Origin of the sequence: Desulfitobacterium nosdiversum (genome assembly GCF_049860565.1) — a bacterium.
In the GTDB taxonomy this organism is placed as follows: Bacteria; Bacillota; Desulfitobacteriia; order Desulfitobacteriales; family Desulfitobacteriaceae; genus Desulfitobacterium_A; species Desulfitobacterium_A nosdiversum.
Genome location: NZ_CP172056.1, coordinates 3,785,574 through 3,808,317 on the forward strand (window position 1 = coordinate 3,785,574; position 22,744 = coordinate 3,808,317).

General features: G+C 41.5%; 19 protein-coding genes. 3 read left to right on the forward strand and 16 right to left on the reverse strand.

The features are described from left to right. Positions 1–290: 290 nt before the first annotated feature. The gene (locus ACHOLT_RS18500) at positions 291–842 is read right to left on the reverse strand and encodes a DoxX family protein (protein ID WP_425803669.1); all 552 of its coding nucleotides are present in this window, start codon (positions 840–842) and stop codon (positions 291–293) included. A gap of 457 nt (positions 843–1,299) precedes the next feature. On the opposite strand from ACHOLT_RS18500, the gene ACHOLT_RS18505 reads away from it, so the two are divergent. Further along, a complete protein-coding gene (locus ACHOLT_RS18505) occupies positions 1,300–3,498 on the forward strand; it encodes a sigma 54-interacting transcriptional regulator (RefSeq protein ID WP_425803671.1) in 2,199 nt (732 codons plus the stop codon). Positions 3,499–3,593: 95 nt separating this feature from the next. Here the strand turns inward: ACHOLT_RS18505 and ACHOLT_RS18510 are convergent, their stop codons facing one another. Beyond that, positions 3,594–4,313, reverse strand: coding sequence for a gamma-glutamyl-gamma-aminobutyrate hydrolase family protein (locus ACHOLT_RS18510; protein WP_425803673.1), 720 nt, complete (start codon positions 4,311–4,313; stop codon positions 3,594–3,596). A 440-nt stretch (positions 4,314–4,753) separates the two neighbouring features. Here ACHOLT_RS18510 and ACHOLT_RS18515 point away from each other — a divergent pair, with 440 nt between their 5' ends. After that, positions 4,754–4,906 (forward strand): hypothetical protein, encoded by a 153-nt coding sequence (locus tag ACHOLT_RS18515; RefSeq protein WP_425803676.1) that lies wholly within the window; start codon positions 4,754–4,756, stop codon positions 4,904–4,906. 354 nt (positions 4,907–5,260) lie between these two features. Here the strand turns inward: ACHOLT_RS18515 and ACHOLT_RS18520 are convergent, their stop codons facing one another. Continuing rightward, positions 5,261–6,094 carry a leucine-rich repeat domain-containing protein gene (locus tag ACHOLT_RS18520; protein WP_425803679.1) on the reverse strand — a complete coding sequence of 278 codons (834 nt, stop codon included), beginning with the start codon at positions 6,092–6,094 and terminating at the stop codon, positions 5,261–5,263. A gap of 871 nt (positions 6,095–6,965) precedes the next feature. Between ACHOLT_RS18520 and ACHOLT_RS18525 the strand changes: the two genes are divergently transcribed. After that, entirely contained in the window at positions 6,966–7,370 is a 405-nt protein-coding gene (locus tag ACHOLT_RS18525) for a hypothetical protein (RefSeq protein ID WP_425803682.1), read from the forward strand. 281 nt (positions 7,371–7,651) lie between these two features. Here ACHOLT_RS18525 and ACHOLT_RS18530 read toward each other — a convergent pair whose 3' ends face one another. The 13 genes from ACHOLT_RS18530 to ACHOLT_RS18590 all read right to left on the reverse strand — a co-directional run bounded on the left by ACHOLT_RS18530 (position 7,652) and on the right by ACHOLT_RS18590 (position 22,730). After that, on the reverse strand, positions 7,652–8,002 hold the full coding sequence (locus ACHOLT_RS18530; RefSeq protein WP_005817423.1) for a type II toxin-antitoxin system PemK/MazF family toxin: 351 nt from the start codon (positions 8,000–8,002) through the stop codon (positions 7,652–7,654). Beyond that, on the reverse strand, positions 7,999–8,277 hold the full coding sequence (locus tag ACHOLT_RS18535; RefSeq protein ID WP_425803684.1) for a CopG family ribbon-helix-helix protein: 279 nt from the start codon (positions 8,275–8,277) through the stop codon (positions 7,999–8,001). The genes ACHOLT_RS18530 and ACHOLT_RS18535 overlap by 4 nt, the downstream gene beginning before the upstream one ends. Positions 8,278–8,513: 236 nt before the next feature. Further along, the gene (locus ACHOLT_RS18540; RefSeq protein WP_425803686.1) at positions 8,514–9,281 is read right to left on the reverse strand and encodes a type 1 glutamine amidotransferase; all 768 of its coding nucleotides are present in this window, start codon (positions 9,279–9,281) and stop codon (positions 8,514–8,516) included. Next, positions 9,278–10,690 (reverse strand): MurT ligase domain-containing protein, encoded by a 1,413-nt coding sequence (locus ACHOLT_RS18545; protein WP_425803689.1) that lies wholly within the window; start codon positions 10,688–10,690, stop codon positions 9,278–9,280. The genes ACHOLT_RS18540 and ACHOLT_RS18545 overlap by 4 nt, the downstream gene beginning before the upstream one ends. Before the next feature lie 292 nt (positions 10,691–10,982). Then, complete coding sequence (locus ACHOLT_RS18550) at positions 10,983–11,954, reverse strand: 2-hydroxyacid dehydrogenase family protein (protein ID WP_425803691.1); 972 nt, start codon at positions 11,952–11,954, stop codon at positions 10,983–10,985. 120 nt (positions 11,955–12,074) lie between these two features. Then, positions 12,075–12,323 carry a hypothetical protein gene (locus ACHOLT_RS18555; protein WP_425803694.1) on the reverse strand — a complete coding sequence of 83 codons (249 nt, stop codon included), beginning with the start codon at positions 12,321–12,323 and terminating at the stop codon, positions 12,075–12,077. Between the two features lie 136 nt (positions 12,324–12,459). After that, entirely contained in the window at positions 12,460–13,944 is a 1,485-nt protein-coding gene (locus ACHOLT_RS18560) for a glutamate synthase subunit beta (RefSeq protein WP_425803697.1), read from the reverse strand. Positions 13,945–13,965: 21 nt separating this feature from the next. Further along, the gene (gltB, locus tag ACHOLT_RS18565) at positions 13,966–18,531 is read right to left on the reverse strand and encodes a glutamate synthase large subunit (RefSeq protein WP_425803699.1); all 4,566 of its coding nucleotides are present in this window, start codon (positions 18,529–18,531) and stop codon (positions 13,966–13,968) included. Positions 18,532–18,710: 179 nt separating this feature from the next. Further along, the gene (gene alr, locus ACHOLT_RS18570) at positions 18,711–19,826 is read right to left on the reverse strand and encodes an alanine racemase (protein WP_425803701.1); all 1,116 of its coding nucleotides are present in this window, start codon (positions 19,824–19,826) and stop codon (positions 18,711–18,713) included. Between the two features lie 27 nt (positions 19,827–19,853). Further along, positions 19,854–21,413, reverse strand: coding sequence for an NAD(P)H-hydrate dehydratase (locus tag ACHOLT_RS18575; RefSeq protein WP_425803703.1), 1,560 nt, complete (start codon positions 21,411–21,413; stop codon positions 19,854–19,856). Between the two features lie 15 nt (positions 21,414–21,428). Then, positions 21,429–21,785 (reverse strand): holo-ACP synthase, encoded by a 357-nt coding sequence (locus tag ACHOLT_RS18580; RefSeq protein ID WP_425808165.1) that lies wholly within the window; start codon positions 21,783–21,785, stop codon positions 21,429–21,431. A 5-nt stretch (positions 21,786–21,790) separates the two neighbouring features. Further along, positions 21,791–22,069, reverse strand: a complete 279-nt coding sequence (locus ACHOLT_RS18585) for a hypothetical protein (protein ID WP_425803705.1) — start codon at positions 22,067–22,069, stop codon at positions 21,791–21,793. A gap of 61 nt (positions 22,070–22,130) precedes the next feature. Next, a complete protein-coding gene (locus ACHOLT_RS18590; RefSeq protein WP_425803708.1) occupies positions 22,131–22,730 on the reverse strand; it encodes a TrkA C-terminal domain-containing protein in 600 nt (199 codons plus the stop codon). Between the last annotated feature and the right edge of the window lie 14 nt (positions 22,731–22,744).

Here is a 22,744-nt window from a genome sequence, read left to right on the forward strand (position 1 = left end):
ATCGATAAGGTCATTATCATACATTGAATTAAAGAATCAGGCTTCCGCTTCTGCAAAGATGCTCGGGTAGAAGCCTGATTCTTTAAGTAGACGTTATTTTCCGCATTGAAAAACGCCCATCTCTGAACTCCTCAACATTTACGGCTTGGCTCTGAAATTTAATCAGAGCTAGGCCTTTTAATTTTGCCAATAATAATACTCCCCTCTAGATGACAGATTTTTTTACTGTCTATAGAGGGGAGTATATCATTCATTCAAAGTTTTTTCAGTCAGTTCGAAGTTACTATAAATTAGGCAGCGATATTTTTATCTGAAGTACCTAACTGACCTTTTTTAAATTTAAAGTATCCGCTAACACCAATCAATTCAGCATATTTTGTAAAATTCATAATAATGATGTTTGTCCAGATATAGCCAAAATTGTTGGCAGAACCAGCAACGGCAAACTGTACATTAAGGAAGAGGGCAACGATGGCAACCCAGAAGAGTCTAAAGCCAAGAATCATACCAATTCCAACAGCAATTTCACAAACAACAACTAAGAAGTCGGTTACACCAGGCATTCCGTTAAAGATATTAGTTGCGACCCATGCCCACAGTTTATTGATATAGAGAGGGTCAAAACCATGTGCTTTAGGCGGAAGCATGTTGGTCGCCATCCCGGCAATGAGTTTAGCAGAGTGACCTCCTGCAAAGTTCATCCAACCTGTGCCTGCCTTTTCAATACCAGCTTCAACCCAAGCCAAACCATAAATGATTCTTGCAACTGTGAAAATAATGGCCAAAACTGCCGTTTTCCCATTTTTAAATTCAGCTTTCACCGCATCAATATAAGAGTTCATAAATAAGACCTCCCTAAATTTAATCTTTGTTACCTGAATAAACTAAAAAATAATAATAAGTTCGATGACCGATACTTTGGATCACTATCCTCCTTCTGATTTTATTTTTTAGTCGTGCCCTTCCTTATGTTTGCTTTTACAATCCTAAGAAAGTTATTCATTTGAACACCTTTTATGAAATGCAAAAGGCATGCCAAACTAAAAATGCCGAATTGACAACGATTTTCATTTGTAACTGTGTTAACTATCCATTATATCGAGTTTACAGAGTTAACAGATTGATCTGGAAGGAAATTGCATATAATGTGTCGTATTATTCTTATACGATGTTGTAATGCAACTTCTATTGATCTAAACTGTGTATATATCTTCTAAAATATTTCGGGAGCCTAAATTTTAAAGTTAACACTTCCTTATCAGAGTTAACGGATAAACTATTAAAAGTGCGGAGTAAATTATGAGAGAATTATTTGAAGCTTATCCTTTCGGCATTATTCGCGTAAGCCGAAAGGGTCAAATTCTGCGAAAAAACAATAAGGCCAGCCAATTTCTCAACCATCTTTCCCCTCTTGAACTCACCTCTTTGCTGGAAACCTCCAGTAAAGAGCAGTTAACACCTTTGACCACAATTGACGATCAAACTCTTTATGTAAAAAAATATGGAGTTGAGGGGTGTTCGGATTTCCTGATCCTGCTTGGCACAGATCCTGATTTTACACTGAATCTGCCCTCCCTTTTTGAAAAAAGTATTGAGGATTTTCCGGCCGATCCGCGAGGAGTAACCGAGCGAATTGTTACTTTAGTAAGTAATGCTGTAACCTTCGAACGTTTTGATTTATTACGGGTCGATCCACAGTTACGCAAATATACCTATGAATACTCAATTGGGATCAATATCGAAGGGACAGTTCATACTGCTTATTCGCAAATCAAAAACTCCGGACTAGGTTGGATCTTTAAACATGAGGTTCCCCATCTTGTTCAAAACCTAGAGCAAATCGATACAGGCTTTTATGAGGACCCTCTTCTTTTTCAGACCGGATTTAGATCGATATTACGGGTTCCTATTGTATTTGACCATGGAGTCGTAGGGGCCTTTTTGCTCGCCAGTAGAGAAAAAAATCGTTTTCAGCCTGAAGACGCCTTTCTTCTCGACCAAATTTCAAAGCTTGTTGCCCAGCCATTCTTTCACTCTGGTCTCCTGCTAGATTTTGAATATCACAATTTAACATCGGCCACATTATTCCAAACAGTAGTCTCCCTTATCAATGAATCAAACATTAAGGATTTTTTAGGTGAGTATGCGGAAAAGCTGCGAATAACTTCCGGACTTGATTTCACAAGCATTTTTGTCCTTGATGAAAAGAGGAAGCTCCGCCGCTGTCTTGCCGAAGCTGGAGCTGAGTCGCTTGACAGCAGTGAATGGGTCCCGATTTGGGATACAGGTATGGAAGAAATGTACCGTTCGGAATCAATTGTTGCCTATAATTTTAATGATCCTAACTATAAACATGCCGATCATTTAATTAAGAAAGGTCTAACTTCCTTGCTCTATTCGCCTATTCGCGTTAATGGACAAATTATCGGCGCAATTAGTGCAGTTACCTCAGATGAAAGAGCTCTTTCAACAGATATAGCAGGTTTATTTAAACATTGCTCAGAACAGCTGGGTCTCATCCTTGCCAAAATCCCAATCACCCAGCCCCAGTTCACTCGTAAAAGTCATAAAAGCTGCCAGGCTGTTCATCGGGGATTTCAAAATATCATTGGAACTTCCCAAGTTATGCAGGATACCATTCGTAAAGCTGCTACGGCCGCACAATATGAATTTCCAATTTTAATTACTGGAGAAACAGGTACTGGTAAAGAACTTTTCGCAAAAGCCATTCACCAAACAAGTAAAGTTGCTGAAGGCCCCTTTATCGTTGTCAATTCAGCAGCCATACCCGAAAACCTACTCGAATCCGAACTTTTTGGATATCAGGAAGGAGCTTTCACCGGCGGCTTAAAGGGCGGAAAACGCGGGAAAATATTGCTTGCTGACGGCGGGACTTTATTTCTTGATGAGATCGGAGAGCTTTCTCCCGAACTTCAAGCAAAACTTTTGCGAGTTATCCAAGAACAGGAGGTTGAGCCTCTCGGTGCGGCAAAACCTATCCCTGTTCAGGTTCGAATCATCTCAGCAACGCACCGCAATCTTACTGAAATGGTTCAAAAAGGTGAATTCCGCGAAGATTTGCTATACCGCCTTAATGCGATTGAAATTCAGCTTCCTCCCTTACGGGAACGTGAAAATGATATCATCAATCTTGCTGAACATATGCTTAATATTCTTTCACAAAGTCACGGGGGTAATCCCAAAACCTTGTCCACGTCGGCACGTGCACTTTTGTTGGAATACAGCTGGCCAGGGAATGTGCGACAACTCCAAAACGTTATTAATCGACTATTTGTTTTTGTCGAATCTACAACGATTCATGCCAAAGATTTGCCCCCGGATTTACGAACCTTACCAGTAACATCTCCTGAAAGTGAAAAGGATAAATTAGAACGTCTTCTTAGTGAGTTTGGAGGAAATAAAACGGCATTGGCACACTTCCTCGGAATTACGCGCACAGGACTTTGGAAAAAATTAAAGCGTTTAGGGATACAGTGATCATAATAATAAAAAGGATGCCTCAAGAAATTAATTCTGAGTGCATCCTTTTTCTTATTATGCAAAAACCGATTTCTACTTTTGTTTTAGAGTTCTTAAGATAATAAAAAGTGTTCTTTACAAGAGTCTACGAACCCTCTGAAAAGCTTTTGACTATGCTCTTCGCCTGCTAAAACTTCGGGATGCCATTGTACCCCAACGCAGAAAGCAGAATCGCTTTTTTCAATACCTTCAATAATCCCGTCTGCGGAAACAGCACTTTTAATAAATCCTTTAGGAAGACTGGCTACGGCCTGATGATGCAAACTATTGACCTGAATCTTTGTTTCTCCCACAATTCGACTGAGTTTTGAGGTTAATAATTCAACCTCATGCCAAGTATTTTCCCGTGGAGCCTTTTGTTTATGTTCAAGCGCTTGCGGGTATTCGGAGGGAATATCCTGATAGATTTTTCCTCCGGCAGCTACAGCTAAAACCTGGATTCCCCGACATATTCCAAGTACAGGCAACTCAAGCTGCAGAGCAAGCTTCGCTAATAGAAGCTCCCCCAGATCCCTTTCAGGAAAGCATTCTCCGATTCCTTTTTTCGGCTGCTCAGCTAAAACGAGAGGCGCTATATCTCCTCCGCCTGTGAGAACTAGTCCATTCATTAAGCTGAGTATTTCGTATGCATCTTCTTCATTCCGAACGGGGGGAATTAACAGAGGCTGCCCCCCTGCTTTACAAATACTTTCAACATAAAATCCACGGGGAAAAGTTTTCAGTTCTTCGGTACAATGTGCAACGGTAATTCCAATAATCGGTTTTTTAGACATTGTTAACTCCCCTTACTCCTCTTAATCTTGTTTAAAGATAATAAAACAGCGTCGGCTGCTTCAAATACCTTACGCTGTTCTCTGCTTACTATTTATGCCCGATAATTTGCGTTAATGTTAGATATCCCTTAATTTAATAGAAACGGAAACGATCTTCATAATTGATATATTATATCCGAATTATCTAAACCTAAAAATTCAGCTCTTGAAACAAGGATGGTAAGTTTATTATTTACGCAGGAATACGTCCAATATTAGAAATACAATTATTAGCGGAGCACTGACGGATGATAATAATATAATAGCTTTTAATTTCTATGAACAAGACAAGCTACATATATTAAAACCAGGATAGAGAAATCATGGTTTAGGATCCGGGAATTAGTCATTCTGATCTTATAGACCTTCGGGTCAAATTTATAAGAAAGAAGGGCTATACTATGGCAAGACTTGGTTTAACTCCATTTGGATTTTCCTTTCCGGCTGCCCCACTGTTTTTAGGGCCTACTGCACCGTTTGTATCAATTATTGCTCTGTTTGACACCTTCCCGATCGGTGCCCGGATTGAAATTGGAATGGATGCAGGCTTCTGAATTGGAAACTTTGGCGGTATCCAAGATGGTGTTGCACTGTTAACAAACGCAGTTCTACACTCTAACATTGGGACCCCCATTGATGGTATTCGTCCAATTGTCCGCTTCCCGATTCACCAGATTACCTTTGTGAGCACCTAATAAGGGATTATTATTAACCCCGGCCCCTCTCAAGAAGACGCCTTTCAAGAGGCGTCTTCTTGAAATTGAAAGATCATCTTTAATGTGACCATTTGGCTCGCCATAATATTTGAACGAGAATTAGTAACCTCTAAAGATAAATTGCAGAGACTTTTATTAGCTAGTCCATTCATCTTGTCTTCTCAATATTTAGATTTAACCGATTTATATCCCCTATTTTCCGGTTTGCGAGATGATAGGTTCAAATATATTCCTATATTCTATTGCGTAATCTTTTGCAGTAGATGGGGCGTATCCTATAATCTTGATTATAGATGGAAATACCTCGCCCGTTATTTTTGTTATAGCTGAATTAAATCTAATACTGACTAAGTTATTACAATTGCGAAAAGCATATTCACCGATAGTTGTAACCTCTTGCGGTATGTTAATACCAATTAGCCTACTACAACCGCTAAAAGCCGAGTTTCCGATATTTGTTACACTGTTGGGAATGGTAATATTAATTAAACTTTGGCAATCGTAAAAAGCCAAGTCATCAATACTAGTAACCCCTTGCGGTATATTTATATCAGTTAAGCTAATACAATCGCGAAAAGTACATTTACCAATATTAGTAACTCCTCGCGGTATATTAATGCTGGTTAATTTACTGCAGCCATTAAATGCCCAGTTGCCTATGCTTGTAACTCCTTGCGGAATGCTAACACTCGTTAATCTGCTACAACCGCTAAAAGCCGAGTCGCCGATGCTTACTACCCCTTGTGGTATAGTGATACTGGTTAAGCTTAATTTATTCCAACTGTTAAAAGCCCAGTCACCAATACGTATTACAGGAGCTCCACCTAATGTACCGGGTATTGTAACCTCTCCCCCGCTTCCCTTGTACAATAAAATTTCAGCTTTACCATTCTCTATAGTGTAAATATAATCCGACTCACCCGGTTGTTGAGCTGCTTGGACCGGTTTGCTGCAACACAATAATACGACCATCATTATAATACCAAGTATGAATGTAGATATTTTGCAATTTTCAAGTGTTCTCATAGACTTAATCTCTCTTATTTATATTTTTTGGGGTTTGTACTACTCAGTTTTATATAAATTATACAATTTCTTTTCACATCTTTAAATAGCTTAAATATATGCATTTTTATAAATATACAATGCGGCTTTTGGGTCTTAAGCCCACTTCTTTTGGCGATATGCTATGCCCGGACCAAGAAAATGGCTTCGGTTAAGCATGGAATCATGATCCTTACAGTTGTTTTATATTATTTATCGTCTATGCGATTTATTACTTGGCAAAATGTTTAAAACAACCGTAACTACTACCAATACCCATAACCACCATGGGATACAATAAATACACCTTATTGATCCATTAAACATATCATTATCCCCCGCAAATTATTACACACACCTCATAAATTATTGCACATACCTCATGTCGAATTCTAGTGAAACCTATCTATAAACAAAAAATAACCTTGTCATATTAGGCAGTATGACAGGGCACCAGAGAAAATAAAAAAAGCCCCACCGGAAATGGCGAGGTATAGTATAGGGGATTAATTGAAAAAGAAACAAGATTATTGTAACCAACTATTCTTAAAATAAACTGAAGAACATGTGAAAAGCGATTTAAAGTGAAAAGTTCTATCCCGCAGCAAGGCGAGAAAGAACTTTAGACCAGTGGATACATAATTCATAGCTCTTTTTAATTGGAGCTGTGCCTACATCACCGTCGTCGCAAATGACTAAATCTTTTAACACGTCTTTCCCTCTCTTCAATTCCTGGATTTTAGAATCAATGGCCTAAGCAAGGATTCACATCTCTCATAGAAAATAATTAACTGAAAGACAAATTAGGCTTTGTTTTCATATTCTAAAATATAAATGATAGGAGTGAATAATTGTGCCGCAAAAAGAACTTGATTTAAGCTTAATCTACGAAGAAAGAACTGGAGATTTTCTCTTTCTTTTGGGCACGATATTAGCAATAATTTCGAACTTCCAAGCGGAACAATCCCTTTTAACAGAAGAAGCTTTAAAATTCAAGCCTATTGAAGAAAACTCAGCCATGACTACTGCTGCGGCAAGTTGGCTTTTCTTTCTGGCCAGTATACTCTTTACACATGTTTCCATTATGCGCTTAGCTAATCTAGAATCTGCTTCAACTTTAAAAACCTCCCTTTCATTTATCAAAGGAACTAAACTGGTCGTGCCAGGAAATTTATTAAAGACCGCCGGTTTCGGAATAGCAGCAATTGCCTATCAATTAAAACTAATCCATTACCACCTTCTTAAAACAGTATTTTAGATATAAAAAATAACGCCCTAGTAAGGCGTTATAAGAACATATTTACTCATCAGAGTTTCTTTTATCAGACAAATAACCCGCCAGCAATACAAGACTTCCAACTGCTACAAACCCTAAAAGCGCCCATAACATACGGATTCCCCTTTTCGTTACTCTACCTAGAATATCTTATTCCAGATGCACGAATACGGTTATTATGAGCATGGAGTTTATTGCGTAAAATAGGTTTATAGTAAATCCCTTGAGCTTCAGGGCTCAAGGGATCTATGTTTTCCTTAGGATTAAATATCTGTTAATCCCAAACTTATTTCAATTGCCTGATCAACTCTTAACATAACTTCTTCGTCAAGTACTGCCACTTTTTCTTTTAAACGACTTTTATCAATTGTCCGAATTTGCTCTGTTAAGATAACAGAATCCCGTTCTAAACCACTCCGTTTTGCGCGAACTTCAACATGAGTCGGTAGTTTTGCTTTTGCAATCTGAGAGGTAATAGCCGCGATAATAGTCGTCGGACTAAATTGATTTCCGATATCATTTTGTATAACTAAGACGGGTCTCGTTCCGCCTTGTTCGGAGCCGACGACGGGGTTCAGTTCTGCATAATAAATTTCCCCGCGTTTTATAATCATCTCTGACACTCCACATGTGTTTCATCGATAAAGTGACTTGCTTCATCTTCTGTAAGAGATAGTTCCTTAGCAATTGCTAAATTAAGCTGAGCCATCTCTTGGTAGCCTTTGCGCATTTGTTCGCGGATTCCTCTCTTCCGTCGTTCGTGAAGTATACTATTGATTGCCTCTCGAATAAATTCGCTGCGGTTTCTTTTTTCTAATGTTACTATACCATCCACTTCCGCAAGCAAACTTTCCGGCAGACTAATCATAATCCGCTTACTTTCCGCCAACCTCAGCACCTCCAAGTCTATTAGCCAATCGCTATACTTCATTATAGACAATTACGACAAAAGGTGTCAATGAAGCTCACACTCAGGACAAGTTAAAAATGGCTAATTAGGTTAATTCATTGGAATGTAATTTATGGAAATAAAGCTTTTATCCATTTTTAGACCATCTTTTAGCCAAAAAGGATCAAATTATATATCAACACCTATAGTATATGAGTATATATCGATTGATATACTTAATGAACCGATAAAATTCGTTCAAGCATTGTCTCATGCGCTAATATTTCAAGCTGATCTTCGAGCGGTGCAAGATTTTCCGTCTGTCCAGACCTTTTAAAAGCTAAACTTAGGAGTAAGTCAGCAAAATTCGGGTTTTTTGGTAAAAGCGGCCCATGAAGATACGTACCGAAGACATTTTTATACCGTACCCCTTCGGACCCGTCCTTTCCATTGTTTCCGTTGCCGTGCAGAACCTGGCCGATTTCTTGAACAGCCGCTCCTAAATATGTTTTTCCAGAATGATTTTCAAATCCAACTAAGGTATTAAGCCGTTTTGCTGTTTCCAGCTGTTCTCCTTGAGCTTGCAGCTCTTTTTCCAGCCTTACCGCTACATTGCCAATTAACCGTTTAGTACCCGCTTCTGTCCATAAATCAAGAAAACCTAATCCAGGGATCTTTTTTCCATTTCCCATTTGATAGTATTGTCCAAGCAGTTGATATCCTCCGCAAATCGCAAGTACAACAAGGCCATCTTCGATCGCAGCTCTTAATTCCTGTTTTCTCTTCATCAAATCTTCGACAAGGATATTCTGCTCCCGATCAGATCCGCCCCCGATAAAAAGGATGTCCATATCAGCAAAATCGAGGGGTTCACCTAATGAAACCCTTTGCACAGCGGTATCAATACCCCGCCATTGAGCACGCTTTGTTAAAGTTATGATATTTCCCCTATCACCGTATAAATCGAGTAAGTCAGGATAGAGATGGCATATATTCAGCTTCACCCTTGTCCCTCCCTGCTTACATTTTCTAAACTATCGCTCCGAGAAGCTAAGTTAGTCAAAGCCCTTTTCTCCAGAAGTGCCCTCATTGGAAAGAGTGCAGTATAGGTTGGAAAAATAAATGTTGCCTCGTCTCCACTGCCCATAGCTTGAAGCTGTTCAAGAGCAGCTTCCAAAGAATGTTCAATCCTCAATTTTCTCTCAGGGACTCCCGCATATTTTAGGCGTACAGCCATATCCTCTGCACGTAGCCCAGCACAAATAATTCCCTGTATACGCTCTGAATTTTCCCCTAAATATTCAAATTGAACATCCCATAACCAGGATATATCTCTTCCATCTGCTGCTAAATCATTGATCACAATCAACAAACGGACCACTTTTGACTGAGCTGTAAATATGGTTTGCAGGACTTGATTGAATCCTGTTGGGTTTTTAACAAGAGTTAGGGTAACTTGTCCATTTGGAAGCAAAAAGCGTTCCATGCGGCCGTCTTGAGGAATATACCGGCGAATGCCCCGTTCAATCTCCTGCTCCCGTATTCCTAACCGTTTGGCTGCAGTAATTGATGCAAGCGCATTATAAAGGTTGTAATAGCCTTGAAGTGCCAGGTTATATTCGGTTACACCCACCCTAAATTTGAGATTTGCCTCTTCAGGATGTACATCCTCTGCTAAAACCTGAACCTGAGGACGTGCAAAATCACATTTCTGACAATGATACACGCCAAGCTGGCCATAATGAAATAACTCATAATCCAGCGGGGCCCCGCATAAAGGACAAAACCTTGCTTCCCGAGTTTCTGTACTTTGGGTTTTGCTCTCAGGCGTCCGATCCACACCGAAATAGAGGGTATGTTGGTGCTCCTGCCCAAATTGAGCCACAAGCGGATCATCTGCATTTAAGATAAGATCTGTTTCTTTCGGAAGTGCATTCCGCACTAATTTAATGGTTGTATCAAGTTCGCCGTAGCGATCAAGCTGATCTCGGAAAAAATTCGTAATGATTGCCACGTTCGGATTTATTTGCTCGCAAAGCTTAGGAATTGTTGCTTCATCCACTTCCAGAAGTGCAAGCTGGACCTTCGCCTTACCAGACCAGCCCGTATTTTGTATAAGAGCACCTGTAATTCCTGTTACAAGATTTGCCCCTGCTTGGTTAAAAGCAAAATCTTTACCTGAAGTTCTCAGGATATTTGCCAGTAAATTAGCCGTTGTTGTCTTGCCGTTTGTTCCTGTAACAATAATTATTCCTTCCGTATATTCCCGAGCAAGATCCCTTATCATATAAGGGTTAATCTTAAGTGCCGCCCTGCCGGGCAGTGTCGTTCCTTTTTTACCAAGGAGCCGAAGGAGCAAACTTATCTTTTTACCTACCCATAACGCTCCCCAAAATCGCCATGTCCGCTTCACAATATTTCTCCTTCACGTTTCATCGCTCCACCAATTTTAGCACTCTTCCGGTCAGCTTATCAACTGTCAGGTAAAGAAAACCCGGCTTTGCCCGAAGGCACTGTCTTCGCACTTGTTAGCCTTAGCGAAGGCAAAGCCGCTGGTTGTACTTATTTTCTGACAGTACAAAAGGAAAGACTGCCTTACTTTAAAATAAGACAGCCTGTTTTAAATCTATCCGCGACTTATATGGAATATTTGCTGGTTAAACAATTTTAATGTACTTATGGTGTAAAAATTATTAAGATCTAAATTATTTTAGATACTGTTTATTGACACAGGTCAATGCTTCTTGACCATTAAGTACAGAAATGATATTTTTGGCTGCTATTTCGGCCATTGCATCCCGGGTTTCCACTGTCGCATTACCGATATGCGGAGATAAAATAACATTGTCCAGCTTTTCTAATCCTTTCGTAACTTGGGGTTCAAACTCATATACATCCAAAGCAGCCCCTGCAATGACCTTATTTTGCAATGCTTCCAGAAGGGCCTGTTCATCCACGAGCGGGCCACGAGCAGCATTGATCAAATATGCAGCAGGTTTCATGCTCGCAAGTTCTTTAGTTGAAATCATATGATGCGTTGCGGAGCTATAGCTTAAGTTCAACGACAGAAAATCAGAGTTTTCGATGACTTTTTCGAGAGACATATAAGTCAGTCCGAGTTCTTTTTCCTTTTGCTCAGGAAGGCGAGTCCGCGTGTTATAGATAATCTTCATGTCAAATCCACGCGCTCTCCGGGCAACACCTTGTCCAATATTCCCCATGCCGACAATACCCAAAGTTTTCCCGGTTACTTCCACTCCAAGATGGTAAAGGGGAGCCCAGCCTTTAAAACGTCCGGCACGAATTTCCTTATCTCCTTCGACAAGACGACGGGCAATTGCAATCACTAAACCCATCACAAGATCCGCTGTAGCATCTGTAGATACACCTGGCGTATTGGTAACTCGAATTCCATTTTGCCCCGCAGCCGCTATATCAATATTATTAAACCCAGCTCCATAATTAGCAATAATCTTTAGGTTTTTATTAGATTCAATAATTTCTTTATCAATTATATCTGAAAGTAAACATAAAAGTGCATCTTTACCGGCAATTCCATCCATAATCTCTTGCTTACTCAAAAGGCTGAGATCGTCATGCATAGTTACATCAAATTCTTTAGCAAGAAGGTCGTAGGCTAGTCTTGGTATTTTTCCTGAAATAAACACACGTTTCATATAGTAAAACATCTCCTCACCTATTAAAACATCAAACTCTATTTAATTTAACATATCCTTTATTTCCGTGCAATAAAGTGAGGCAAATTTCTTATTTTAAAAATATTCCACTTTCTTCACTTAAAAACCAATAAAACTTTGGATGCTTCTGTTGACTAACTCATCTAAAAATGGACCTAAGATAAAACTTAGAAAAACACGAAACCCCTCAGCTAAAACTAAAGCGATACCCAACCTAAAGAGAAATCGTTTAGCCGGTGAGGACGATTGTTTTATTAAAACCTCATCCTTTAAAATGGCTGTTGCCATCCAGCCTAAGATCAAGCACATTAAGAAATATCCGTAACTTAGCCCCGTTGCCAAATCCATGTTTACCGCCTCCTCGGACAGTGTATGAACGCAAACGGCAAGCTAGAAGTCAATTATTAGATTTTACAATAATTAAAGCGAAAAGCTCAGACTGCATCGGTTTTTACCAAAGTCAGTCTGAGCCCAATTATTAACGTTATTTAATTACACTTTTACCCGTGAGATATTTGTCAACTTCTCTTGCCACAAGCTTTCCTTCCTGGATCGCCCAAACGACAAGACTTTGACCCCTTCTCATATCACCGGCAGCAAAGACCTTCTCAACATTCGTCTCGAAAACCTCATAGTCCGCTTTTATATTGCTTCGGGCATCCCGATTAAGCTTAAGCTCATTGGGGATGGTATCTTCCGGTCCAAGAAATCCCATAGCCAAAAGCACCAAATCAGCCTTCCAAACCTTTTCACTGCCCGGAACTTCCTGAGGAACAAGTCTTCCTGAAGCATTTTTTACCCAGGTTATTTCAACGGTATGAACTTCCTTGACCTCACCGTTCTCATTACCCACGATTTTTTTGGTGTTAATCAGGTAGTTTCTCGGGTCTTTGCCATATAAGCTTATGGCTTCTTCTTGACCATAGTCCACTTTCAGCTTTTTAGGCCACTCCGGCCAAGGATTAGTCTCCTCAATTCGTTCTGCCGGAGGTTCAGGCATGATTTCGAACTGATAAACGCTTTTGCAGCCATGACGAATTGATGTGCCTACACAGTCCGTTCCTGTATCCCCTCCGCCGATAATGATGACATTCTTGTCCTTAGCGCTGATATAGCTGCCATCTTTAAGTCCTGAATCCAGAAGGCTTTTCGTATTAGCCTTCAAGAAGTCTACTGCAAAGTGAATACCCTTAAGTTCTTTTCCTTCAACATCGAGCCCCCGTGCTTTAGTTGCGCCGCCGCACAGAATGACAGCATCATACTTATCCACAAGCTCTTGAGCCGGAATATCTTTGCCGACTTCAGTATTCAAAACAAACTTGATTCCCGAAGACTTCATCAGCTCAAGACGTCTTTCGACAACACCTTTATCCAGCTTCATGTTGGGAATACCATACATCAAAAGTCCGCCGGCCCGGTCATTTCTCTCATAAACGGTTACCTCATGCCCCACTGCGTTTAAATAACAGGCAACAGATAATCCTGACGGACCAGAACCAACAACAGCAACTTTTTTCCCCGTTGGTTTAGCTTTTGTCGGAGCTACCCAGCCTTCAGCAAAGGCCTTTTCAATAATGTCATGTTCAATGCTATTGATTGTTACAGGCTCCATAATATGGCCTTCTGTACATGAACCTTCACAAGGCGCAGGGCATACCCTTCCTGTAAACTCCGGAAAAGGGTTAGTCCTGACGAGCCGTTGATAAGCTTCTTTCCACTGTCCCTTATAGACCAGCTCATTCCACTCCGGAATAAGATTGTGCAAAGGACATCCTGCTGCCATCCCGTTTAACAGAACACCGCCGTGACAAAACGGAACTCCGCAATTCATACATCTTGCGCCCTGAGTTTTAAGCACCTCGGGATCCTGTGGCAGCTTAAGCTCTTGCCAGTCTTTAATTCTCTCTTCCGGAGCTCGTTTCTTCGGATTGATTCTTTCATACTCTAAAAATCCAGTAGCTTTTCCCATTGCAAGTCCCACCTTAATCCTTTACCCAATTTTAAAATGTTCTTCAAATGCGACCATTAAGGCTTCTTCGCCGTTTAAACCAGCCTTGTGAGCCTTATCAATGTTTTCAAGCATGCGTTTATAATCTTTAGGTATTACCTTAGTGAATCTCAGCGAATAATTATTCCAATCTTCTAGAACTTTTTGGCCCTTCGGGCTGCCCGTATACGCAACATGGTTTTCAATCATTTTCTTGATTTCGTTTAATTCCTCAGCAGATTCAACTCTTTCAATTGAAACCAGGGACGTATTGCAGAATTTTTCGTCAAAATCCAAAAGATAGGCGACACCACCTGACATACCCGCTGCAAAGTTTCTTCCTGTTTTACCGAGGATAACTGCTTTACCGCCTGTCATATATTCACAGCCATGGTCTCCGACCCCTTCGGCAACAGCCGTGGCGCCACTGTTTCTTACACAGAATCTTTCTCCGGCAATACCGTTGATATAAGCCTCTCCCGAAGTTGCACCGTAGAATGCAACATTTCCGATGAGGATATTCTGATCAGGCTCAAAGTCTGAATTCTTAGGAGGATATACAATGATTTTACCTCCGGAAAGGCCTTTGCCTAAATAGTCATTGGCATCCCCTTCCAATTCAAGTGACATTCCTTTGGGAATAAATGCGCCAAAGCTCTGTCCAGCCGAGCCTACAAAGGTCAATTTAATGGTGTCCTCAGGAAGTCCCTCTTCGCCGTAGCGTTTCGAAATTTCATTTCCGATGATCGTCCCGACAACCCGATCCACGTTATGGATTTTCAATTTAGCACGAATCGATTTCTTATTTTCCAGCGCAGGCTTACACATTCTGAGGAGCTTCTTCATATCCAGAGACTTCTCAATTCCATGTTTTTGTGACTGCATATTGAAGCGGCCAACTTCCGCACCGGCATACGGTTGATAGAGAATTGAAGATAGATCAAGATGGGCTGCTTTCCAGTGTTTCACCTTTTCTTTAGGCCGCAGTCTATCCGTACGTCCAACCATTTCCTCAATTGTTCTAAAGCCCAGCTTAGCCATAATTTCGCGCATTTCCTGAGCAACAAACCGCATAAAGTTTTCGACATACTCCGGTTTTCCGGTGAAGTTCTTTCTCAGGTTTTTGTCCTGGGTCGCAATTCCTACGGGACAGGTATTCAGATTACAAACCCGCATCATCACACAACCAAGAGTAATCAGAGGTGTTGTTGCAAAACCGTATTCTTCTGCCCCCAGCATTGCTGCAATAACAACATCGCGGCCTGACAGCAGCTTCCCATCCGTCTCGACAACAACCCTATCTCTAAGTTTGTTAAGAACTAAAGTCTGATGCGTCTCAGCAAGTCCAAGCTCCCAAGGCAATCCGGCATTCTTGATGCTTGTCCGCGGTGAAGCTCCAGTTCCTCCGTCATATCCGCTGATCAGAATGACGTCCGCTTTCCCTTTAGCTACCCCTGCCGCGATCGTACCTACTCCAACCTCAGAAACGAGTTTAACGCTGATCCGGGCATCTCTATTGGCATTTTTTAAATCATGAATCAACTCAGCTAAATCTTCAATAGAATAAATATCATGATGCGGCGGCGGTGAAATCAGATCGACCCCTGGAGTCGAATGTCTCACTCTTGCAATTTCCGGATAAACTTTACGGCCCGGAAGCTGTCCGCCTTCGCCTGGTTTCGCACCCTGAGCCATTTTAATCTGGATCTCACGTGCATTTGCCAAGTAATTGCTGGTTACGCCAAAACGTCCGGAAGCTACTTGTTTAATAGCGCTGTTCTTTGTGTCGCCATTCGGCATAACCTTGAATCTTTCACTATCTTCTCCGCCTTCACCCGTGTTGCTCTTTCCGCCAAGTCGATTCATAGCTATCGCCAGGCATTCGTGAGCTTCCTTGCTGATGGAACCATAAGACATTGCACCGGTTTTAAACCTCTTAACAATAGAGTTTACAGGTTCCACTTCTTCAATCGGAATCGTATCCCCTGTTCCAAAGTTGAAATCCAAGAGATCTCTTAAGGTATATACGTCTTCATTATTAATTTTCTTGGAGTATTCTTTATAAAGTGCATAATTGCCTTCCCGGCAGGCCTTTTGAAGCATATAGATGGTTTCAGGGTTATAAAGATGAATCTCCCCATCATCCTTGCATTGGAAATGACCGCCTACCTCCAGCGTATCTGCATACGGAGAATTTTCTTGATATGCGCTTTCATGACGCATCAGACTTTCAGCAGCAATTTCTTCAAGTCCGATTCCTTCCACTCTCGAAGGCGTCAATGTGAAATACTTGTCAATAAGATCTTTTCTCAGGCCTACAGCTTCAAAGATTTGAGCGCCATGGTAACTCCTCAATGTAGATATGCCCATTTTGGTGATAACCTTTTGCATTCCTTTAACCGAAGCCTTAATATAGTGCTTCTTAGCTTCAGCATAAGTCAGGCCATCCAGCAATCCTCTTTCCGCAAGATCTTTAATAGTTTCATACGCTAAATAGGGGTTGATTGCCGTGACACCATAACCGACAAGAGTACAGAAATGATGGACTTCTCTAGGTTCTCCCGACTCTAAAACAATCCCGATATTCGTTCTGATCTCTTCTCTAATCAAGTGATGATGCAATCCGGAGGAAGCTAACAATGCCGGAATTGGGGCAAGCTCTGCATTTACGCCTCTGTCAGAGAGAACAATAATGTTTGCCCCCTCGCTGATGGCCTTGTCTGCTTCTCTAAACACACGCTCCAAGGCTCTTTCCATCACTTTAGCCCCTTCCGCAGCTTTATAAAGGATGGAAATTGTAGCAGCCTTAAACTTTTCATTGTTCAAATGCTTAATCGTATTAAGCTGTTCATTGGTCAGAATGGGGTGCTCCAGGAACAAGCTGGCTGCATTCCGTTGATCCGGATCCAATAGATTGCCTGTATCGCCAAGAAGCATACTGCTCGAAGTGACAATCTCTTCACGTATTCCATCAATCGGAGGATTGGTGACTTGAGCAAACAACTGTTTAAAATAAAGATAGAGCATTTGAGGTTTATCAGATAATACAGCGAGCGGCGAATCCATACCCATTGCCCCAATAGGATCTACACCCTGTATAGCCATAGGTTCAATCGTTTTCGTAATATCCTCAAACGTATAGCCAAAAGCCTTCTGCTGTTTTATAAGGTCTTCCTGAACCGGCTTTTCCTCTTCTTTTACAACATCCAGATCTGCAAGAGGAACGATATGCCTCTTGTTCCATTCAGCATAGGGATTTAATGCGGCTACCCCTTCTTTAATTTCCTCATCAGAGATAATTCTTTGGGCTTTCGTATCAATGAGCAGCATTTTACCGGGCTCAAGTCTGCCTTTATATTTAATATTTTCAGGTTTAAAATCAAGGACTCCTACTTCAGAGGCCAAGACGACCTTATCATCTTTTGTTACATAATACCGTGAAGGCCGGAGTCCATTTCTGTCCAGCACTCCTCCGATAACCGTACCGTCGGTGAAACCCATAGCAGCAGGGCCATCCCACGGTTCCATTAAATAGTCATGGAAGCGGTAGAAGTCCTTTTTCGATTCGGACATCAACTCATTCTTTTCCCAAGGTTCTGGAATCATCATCATTACTGAGTGGGGAAGTGATCTTCCTGTAAGGTAAAGAAACTCAAGGCTGTTATCAAACATAGCTGAGTCACTGCCCGAATCATCAATAATCGGATAAACTCTGGAAAGATCCTCAAACAGATTTGAATCAATGGATTTCTGTCTCGCTTTCATCCAGTTGACATTCCCGCGAATGGTGTTAATTTCACCATTATGAACAATGTATCTGTTTGGATGAGCTCTCTCCCAGCTTGGGAAGGTATTCGTACTAAATCTTGAGTGAACCATGGCCAATGCTGTAATAAAGTCAAGGTCTGCAAGGTCAAGATAGAAATTCCGCAACTGTTCTGCAGTCAACATACCTTTATACACAATCGTTTTTGAGGAAAGGCTGGGGACATAGAAAGTTCCACCCTTGTCTTCACACATTGGAACAATGATCTTTTCCGCGCGTTTTCTAATGACATAGAGCTTTCTTTCAAAGTCCATTTCATCTTTAATGGCTTCATTTTTTTCAATAAAGACCTGTATAAACCGCGGCATAACAGCTAGAGCGCTCTCACCGATTGTAGACTTATCAATCGGCACCTCTCTCCAGCCCAAGATCTTTTGGCCTTCTTCTTCAACTATTTTTTCGAAGGTCTCCATTTGCGTTTTTCTGAAATCATCATACTTGTGAGCGAAGATCATGCCTACGCCATAGCTTCCTTTTTCCGGCAAATCAAAGCCCAAAACTTCACATTCTCTTTTAAAGAAGTCGTGAGGAATTTGAACGAGTATTCCTGCACCGTCGCCGGTATTTTCATCTGCCCCGCTTGCTCCTCTGTGGCTTAGGTTTTCAAGAACAGTTAGTGCTTCATCAACAATATCATGTGACTTTTCACCCTTGATATTGACAACAAATCCCATACCACATGCATCATGTTCTAATCTTGGATCATAAAGGCCTTGTTTTTTTGGTACTCCATAACTTTGCATATTACACACCCTTTTTTAGAGTCTATATTAGCTATAACGTGATACAATTCTAGCATAACTCGTGCCGTGTATTAACCTATCTTCCTTAAGAATATTGTATTCTTTTGAAACTGTGATATAACGGGGTGTCGCATCATGTCGAATATTGTTTGCTGCTTCAAATATATCAAAAAATTTCTTTATTTCTCTGTGTATATACGCGGAACACGCTGTGATATATCACATACGATTTCGTAGTTAATAGTCTCAAGCCATTCCGCCATCTCTGTTGCATCAATCCGTTCATAACCGTCCGTACCCAGCAAAGTGACAATGCTTCCCACTTCAGCGCCAGGTATTTTGGTCACATCTAACATGGTTTGATCCATACAGACCCGCCCGATAATGGTCGCTCTTCTTCCTTTAACCAGCATTTCGCCTCGATTCGAAAGAGCCCGCTGCAAGCCATCCGCATATCCCACGGGAACTGTTGCAACTCGAGTTGGGTAAGCCGCGCGGAACGTACAGCCATAGCTTACTGTTTCGCCCGCTGAGATCGTCTTAATATGAGCAATCCGAGCTTTCCAGGTCATTACGGGTTCGAAGCCAACATTACGTCCGACTTGAAGTGAAGGCGGCAGTCCATAAAGAATGATTCCCGGGCGAACCATGTCAAGGTGAGCCTCCGGAAATTGAATAATAGCCGCACTGCTCGCCGCATGGCGAATTGGAATTTTAATCCCCAGAGCCTTTAAACGATCACATAGAGTAAGAAATTTTTTCAATTGTTCACGCGCAAACGTTAAATCAACTTGATCTGAGGCCGCAAAGTGTGTATAAATTCCTTCTATATATATATTCGGAAGTTCAGCTATCCGTTGGATCTGCTGCAGAGCGTCTTCACGAAAACCAATTCGTCCCATGCCTGTATCAACTTTTATATGAATCGTTGCCTTTTTCCCCTGTGCAAGAGCTTCCTTTGATAAAGCTTCTGCCTGAGAAAACTGATAAACTCCTGTAATAATATCTTCTCGAACAATTGTCTGTGCAAAATCAGCCGGCATAAAGCCAATAGTCATAACTTTAACTGAAGGAAAGGCTTGTTTAATTTCAAGTGCTTCCTCAAGCATAGCAACTCCAAACCGACGAGCACCTGCCTCATAAAGCGCTTTAACCGTAGGAATGGCACCATGTCCATAGGCATTCGCTTTAACAATAGGCATAATCTCACTTGTGGTATAAGCCTTGATCCTTTCATAATTTCTTTTTAATGCATTTAAATCAACTTCAGCCCATACTGGGCGTGCTTTATCCATGATGTTTCCTCCTCTGATCTGCCGCTGTTATAATAATTCGACTGCCCGCCGTACTTTTGGCAATTGATCAGCAACCTCTGAAGCTGTAAATCCTGACCAACCTACGTCCTGAGCTAATTCATCTGCTGCTTTCCCGTGAAGATAAACTCCCAGGCATGCTGCTTCAAATGAAGATACACCTTGAGCCAGCCAGCCTAAAATACTTCCGGTAAGTACATCACCCGTTCCTCCCGTTCCTAAACCTGGATTTCCGGTAGGATTGAGAAAAGCTCTTCCGTCAGGACTTGCTACAATGGTAACCGCTCCCTTCAATACAAGGATAGCACCCCATTCAACAGCCTTATTCAAGGCGATTTCCAAGCGATTATCTTGAATTTCCTGAACAGAGCAGTCACACAGCCTTGCCATTTCGCCTGGATGAGGTGTCAAGATTAAAGGCCCTCTGCCTTGACGCCACCCTAAAATTCCAGGATTCTCAGCGATTAAATTCAAGGCATCTGCGTCTAAAATTACAGGCAGCTCAACCGAACGCAAGACTTCTTCAAGAACTGCTATAAAATCTGTATTCTTCCCTAAGCCTGGTCCAATAGCTAAGGCTTGTGCATCTTGACACTTATCTGCAATAACTGACCAGGCCTGGCTGTCCAATATATCTTTCGCAGGAGCCGGCCACACCGTAGCTTCTGTCAGCCCTAAATCAACTAATGATGCTGCACCTTGCGGAGTAATAATCTGTAATAGACCGATTCCGCTTCGCAAGGCTGCCTTTCCCGCTAAAACGGCGGCACCTGTCATTCCTAAAGAGCCTGCTACCAGAACACCTCGTCCATGTGTTCCTTTATGCCCTTGCAAGGTTCTCACAGGCAAGAAAGATCGCACCACATCTTCCGTAAGAACAAAGGTTGCAACTTCTTCCTGCTCAAGGAACTTTGCCGGAATAGAGATCGGATCGACGATAACTTTTCCGGAATACTCAGGACCTTTGCCCAAAAAATGCCCTAACTTTGGAAGTCCAAAGGTTACAGTAGTTTGGGCACGAATTGCATTGCGGTAAACCCTACCCGTATCTGCTTCAAGCCCACTCGGAATATCAACGGCTATAACCCAAGCCTGAGTTCGATTGACTTCCTTAACATATTCTTCGACAAGACTGGGGAGGGCCCCTCTTAAACCCGTACCATAAATAGCATCAACAATGATATCGGCATGATTTAATGCTAAGCGAGCTGCGCGAAGCTGTTTCTCATCCTCAATCCGAAAAAACTTCCCGCCTGCGTTGATATATAAATGACAGTTAAGGGCCGCGTCCCCTTTAAACTCTGCCGTTTTTGCAAAAGAAAGAACCGAAACATCTATTCCTAAGATCAGAAGGTGCCTTGCTATGGCTAAGCCGTCTCCTCCATTATTCCCTTTTCCTATAAGAACAATGACCTTACCGTTTTCGATTTGTTTATCTTCAAGAATTTGCCGGATTTCTTGAGTAACCGCTAGCCCTGCATTTTCCATAAGCAATAGGCTTGGAATCCCGTATTCTTCAATTGACTTCTTTTCAATGTCACGCATCTGCTGAGCACTGACGACTTGCACTTCTTAGGCCTCCCCTCATACCAATATTGCCATGGCAATTGCATATTCCTGTTCATGGGATAGGCTTATGCGTATAACTGTTCCTCCGCGTTTCTTAACCCACTCATCCGCTTTACCACTTAAATGAACCCGGGGTTCGCCGCTTTTTTCCGTTAATATTTCAACGTCATGCCAAGAAAGTCCCGAAAGCCCTGTCCCCATGCTTTTCAGGACTGCTTCTTTTCCAGAAAACCGTGCTGCCCAACTGGATACCGGGCAATCATTGAGATCGGCTCGTTCGCGTTCAGTAAACAGTCTTTCCTTAATTTTTGGCCTTCGTTCACAGGCTTTGGCAAAACGTTTAATATTTATTATATCAATTCCAGGAAACATAGGCACTAAAAACCCCCGTCAATGACCAATTCTGATATTTCTTCACAATTGGTTTGCCGCGGACAGTTTAACTCTTTTTGAGTTCGAGCAATTTTAACACTAATCTCGGCATTTCGATCAGTGGTTAAACGTTTGACCTTGCGGCGATATCTTTCTGAATCAATAAGAAGATAGAACATATTGAGGGTCAAAAAGGTCAGCAGAAGCTTTTGATTATGGGACGCTAAGCTAATTACGACTTCTGCCCCTAAAACCATCAAAAACCGCCATACCACAAGTCGCATTCCTCTATCCTCAAAGATTAATCATAAGAGTTCGACAGAGAGATGCGACTTCCTGTATTATTTAAAGTATTTCTTGGAGCGCTTCTCTTCCTTGGTCTGAACCAACAACCAGGAGCACATCTCTCGCTTCAAGAACAAAGCCCGCGCCAGGGGAGAATTGCTCATAACCGCCTCGTACAACAGCAATAACAGTTAAGCCTGTGCGTTCGCGAATTTTGAGTTCAGCAAGTGTTTTCCCTACCGCTTCCGAATCATTTCCCACTTCAATTTCCGCAACATCCATCCACCGCGACATCATACGATCAGAATACATTAAAATCTTGTTTAAATGTCCTTCGATAAGATGATCCAATTCTCTTCGTTTGTCCATATAACTTTTTAATTCCTCTAAGAAAACTTGAATTTCTGCTTTTTGATTAAAGCTACGCAGAAACTTATCGGCCTGGGTCTTTGAACTGACAGTAATACCAACCCCTTGATTGACCATAACTACGCCCGCATTTTGTAAAATTGCAATAGCACGGCGAATGGTTTCCGGCGAAACATTATAGCGGCCTGCTAAAGTCGATCTTCCGTGTATTCTTTCCCCTTCTCTATATTCACCCATAACTACCGAATGGGCAATATCTAAGGCAATTTCCTGATAACGTGATTGTTCCATTCTGCTTTTCACTC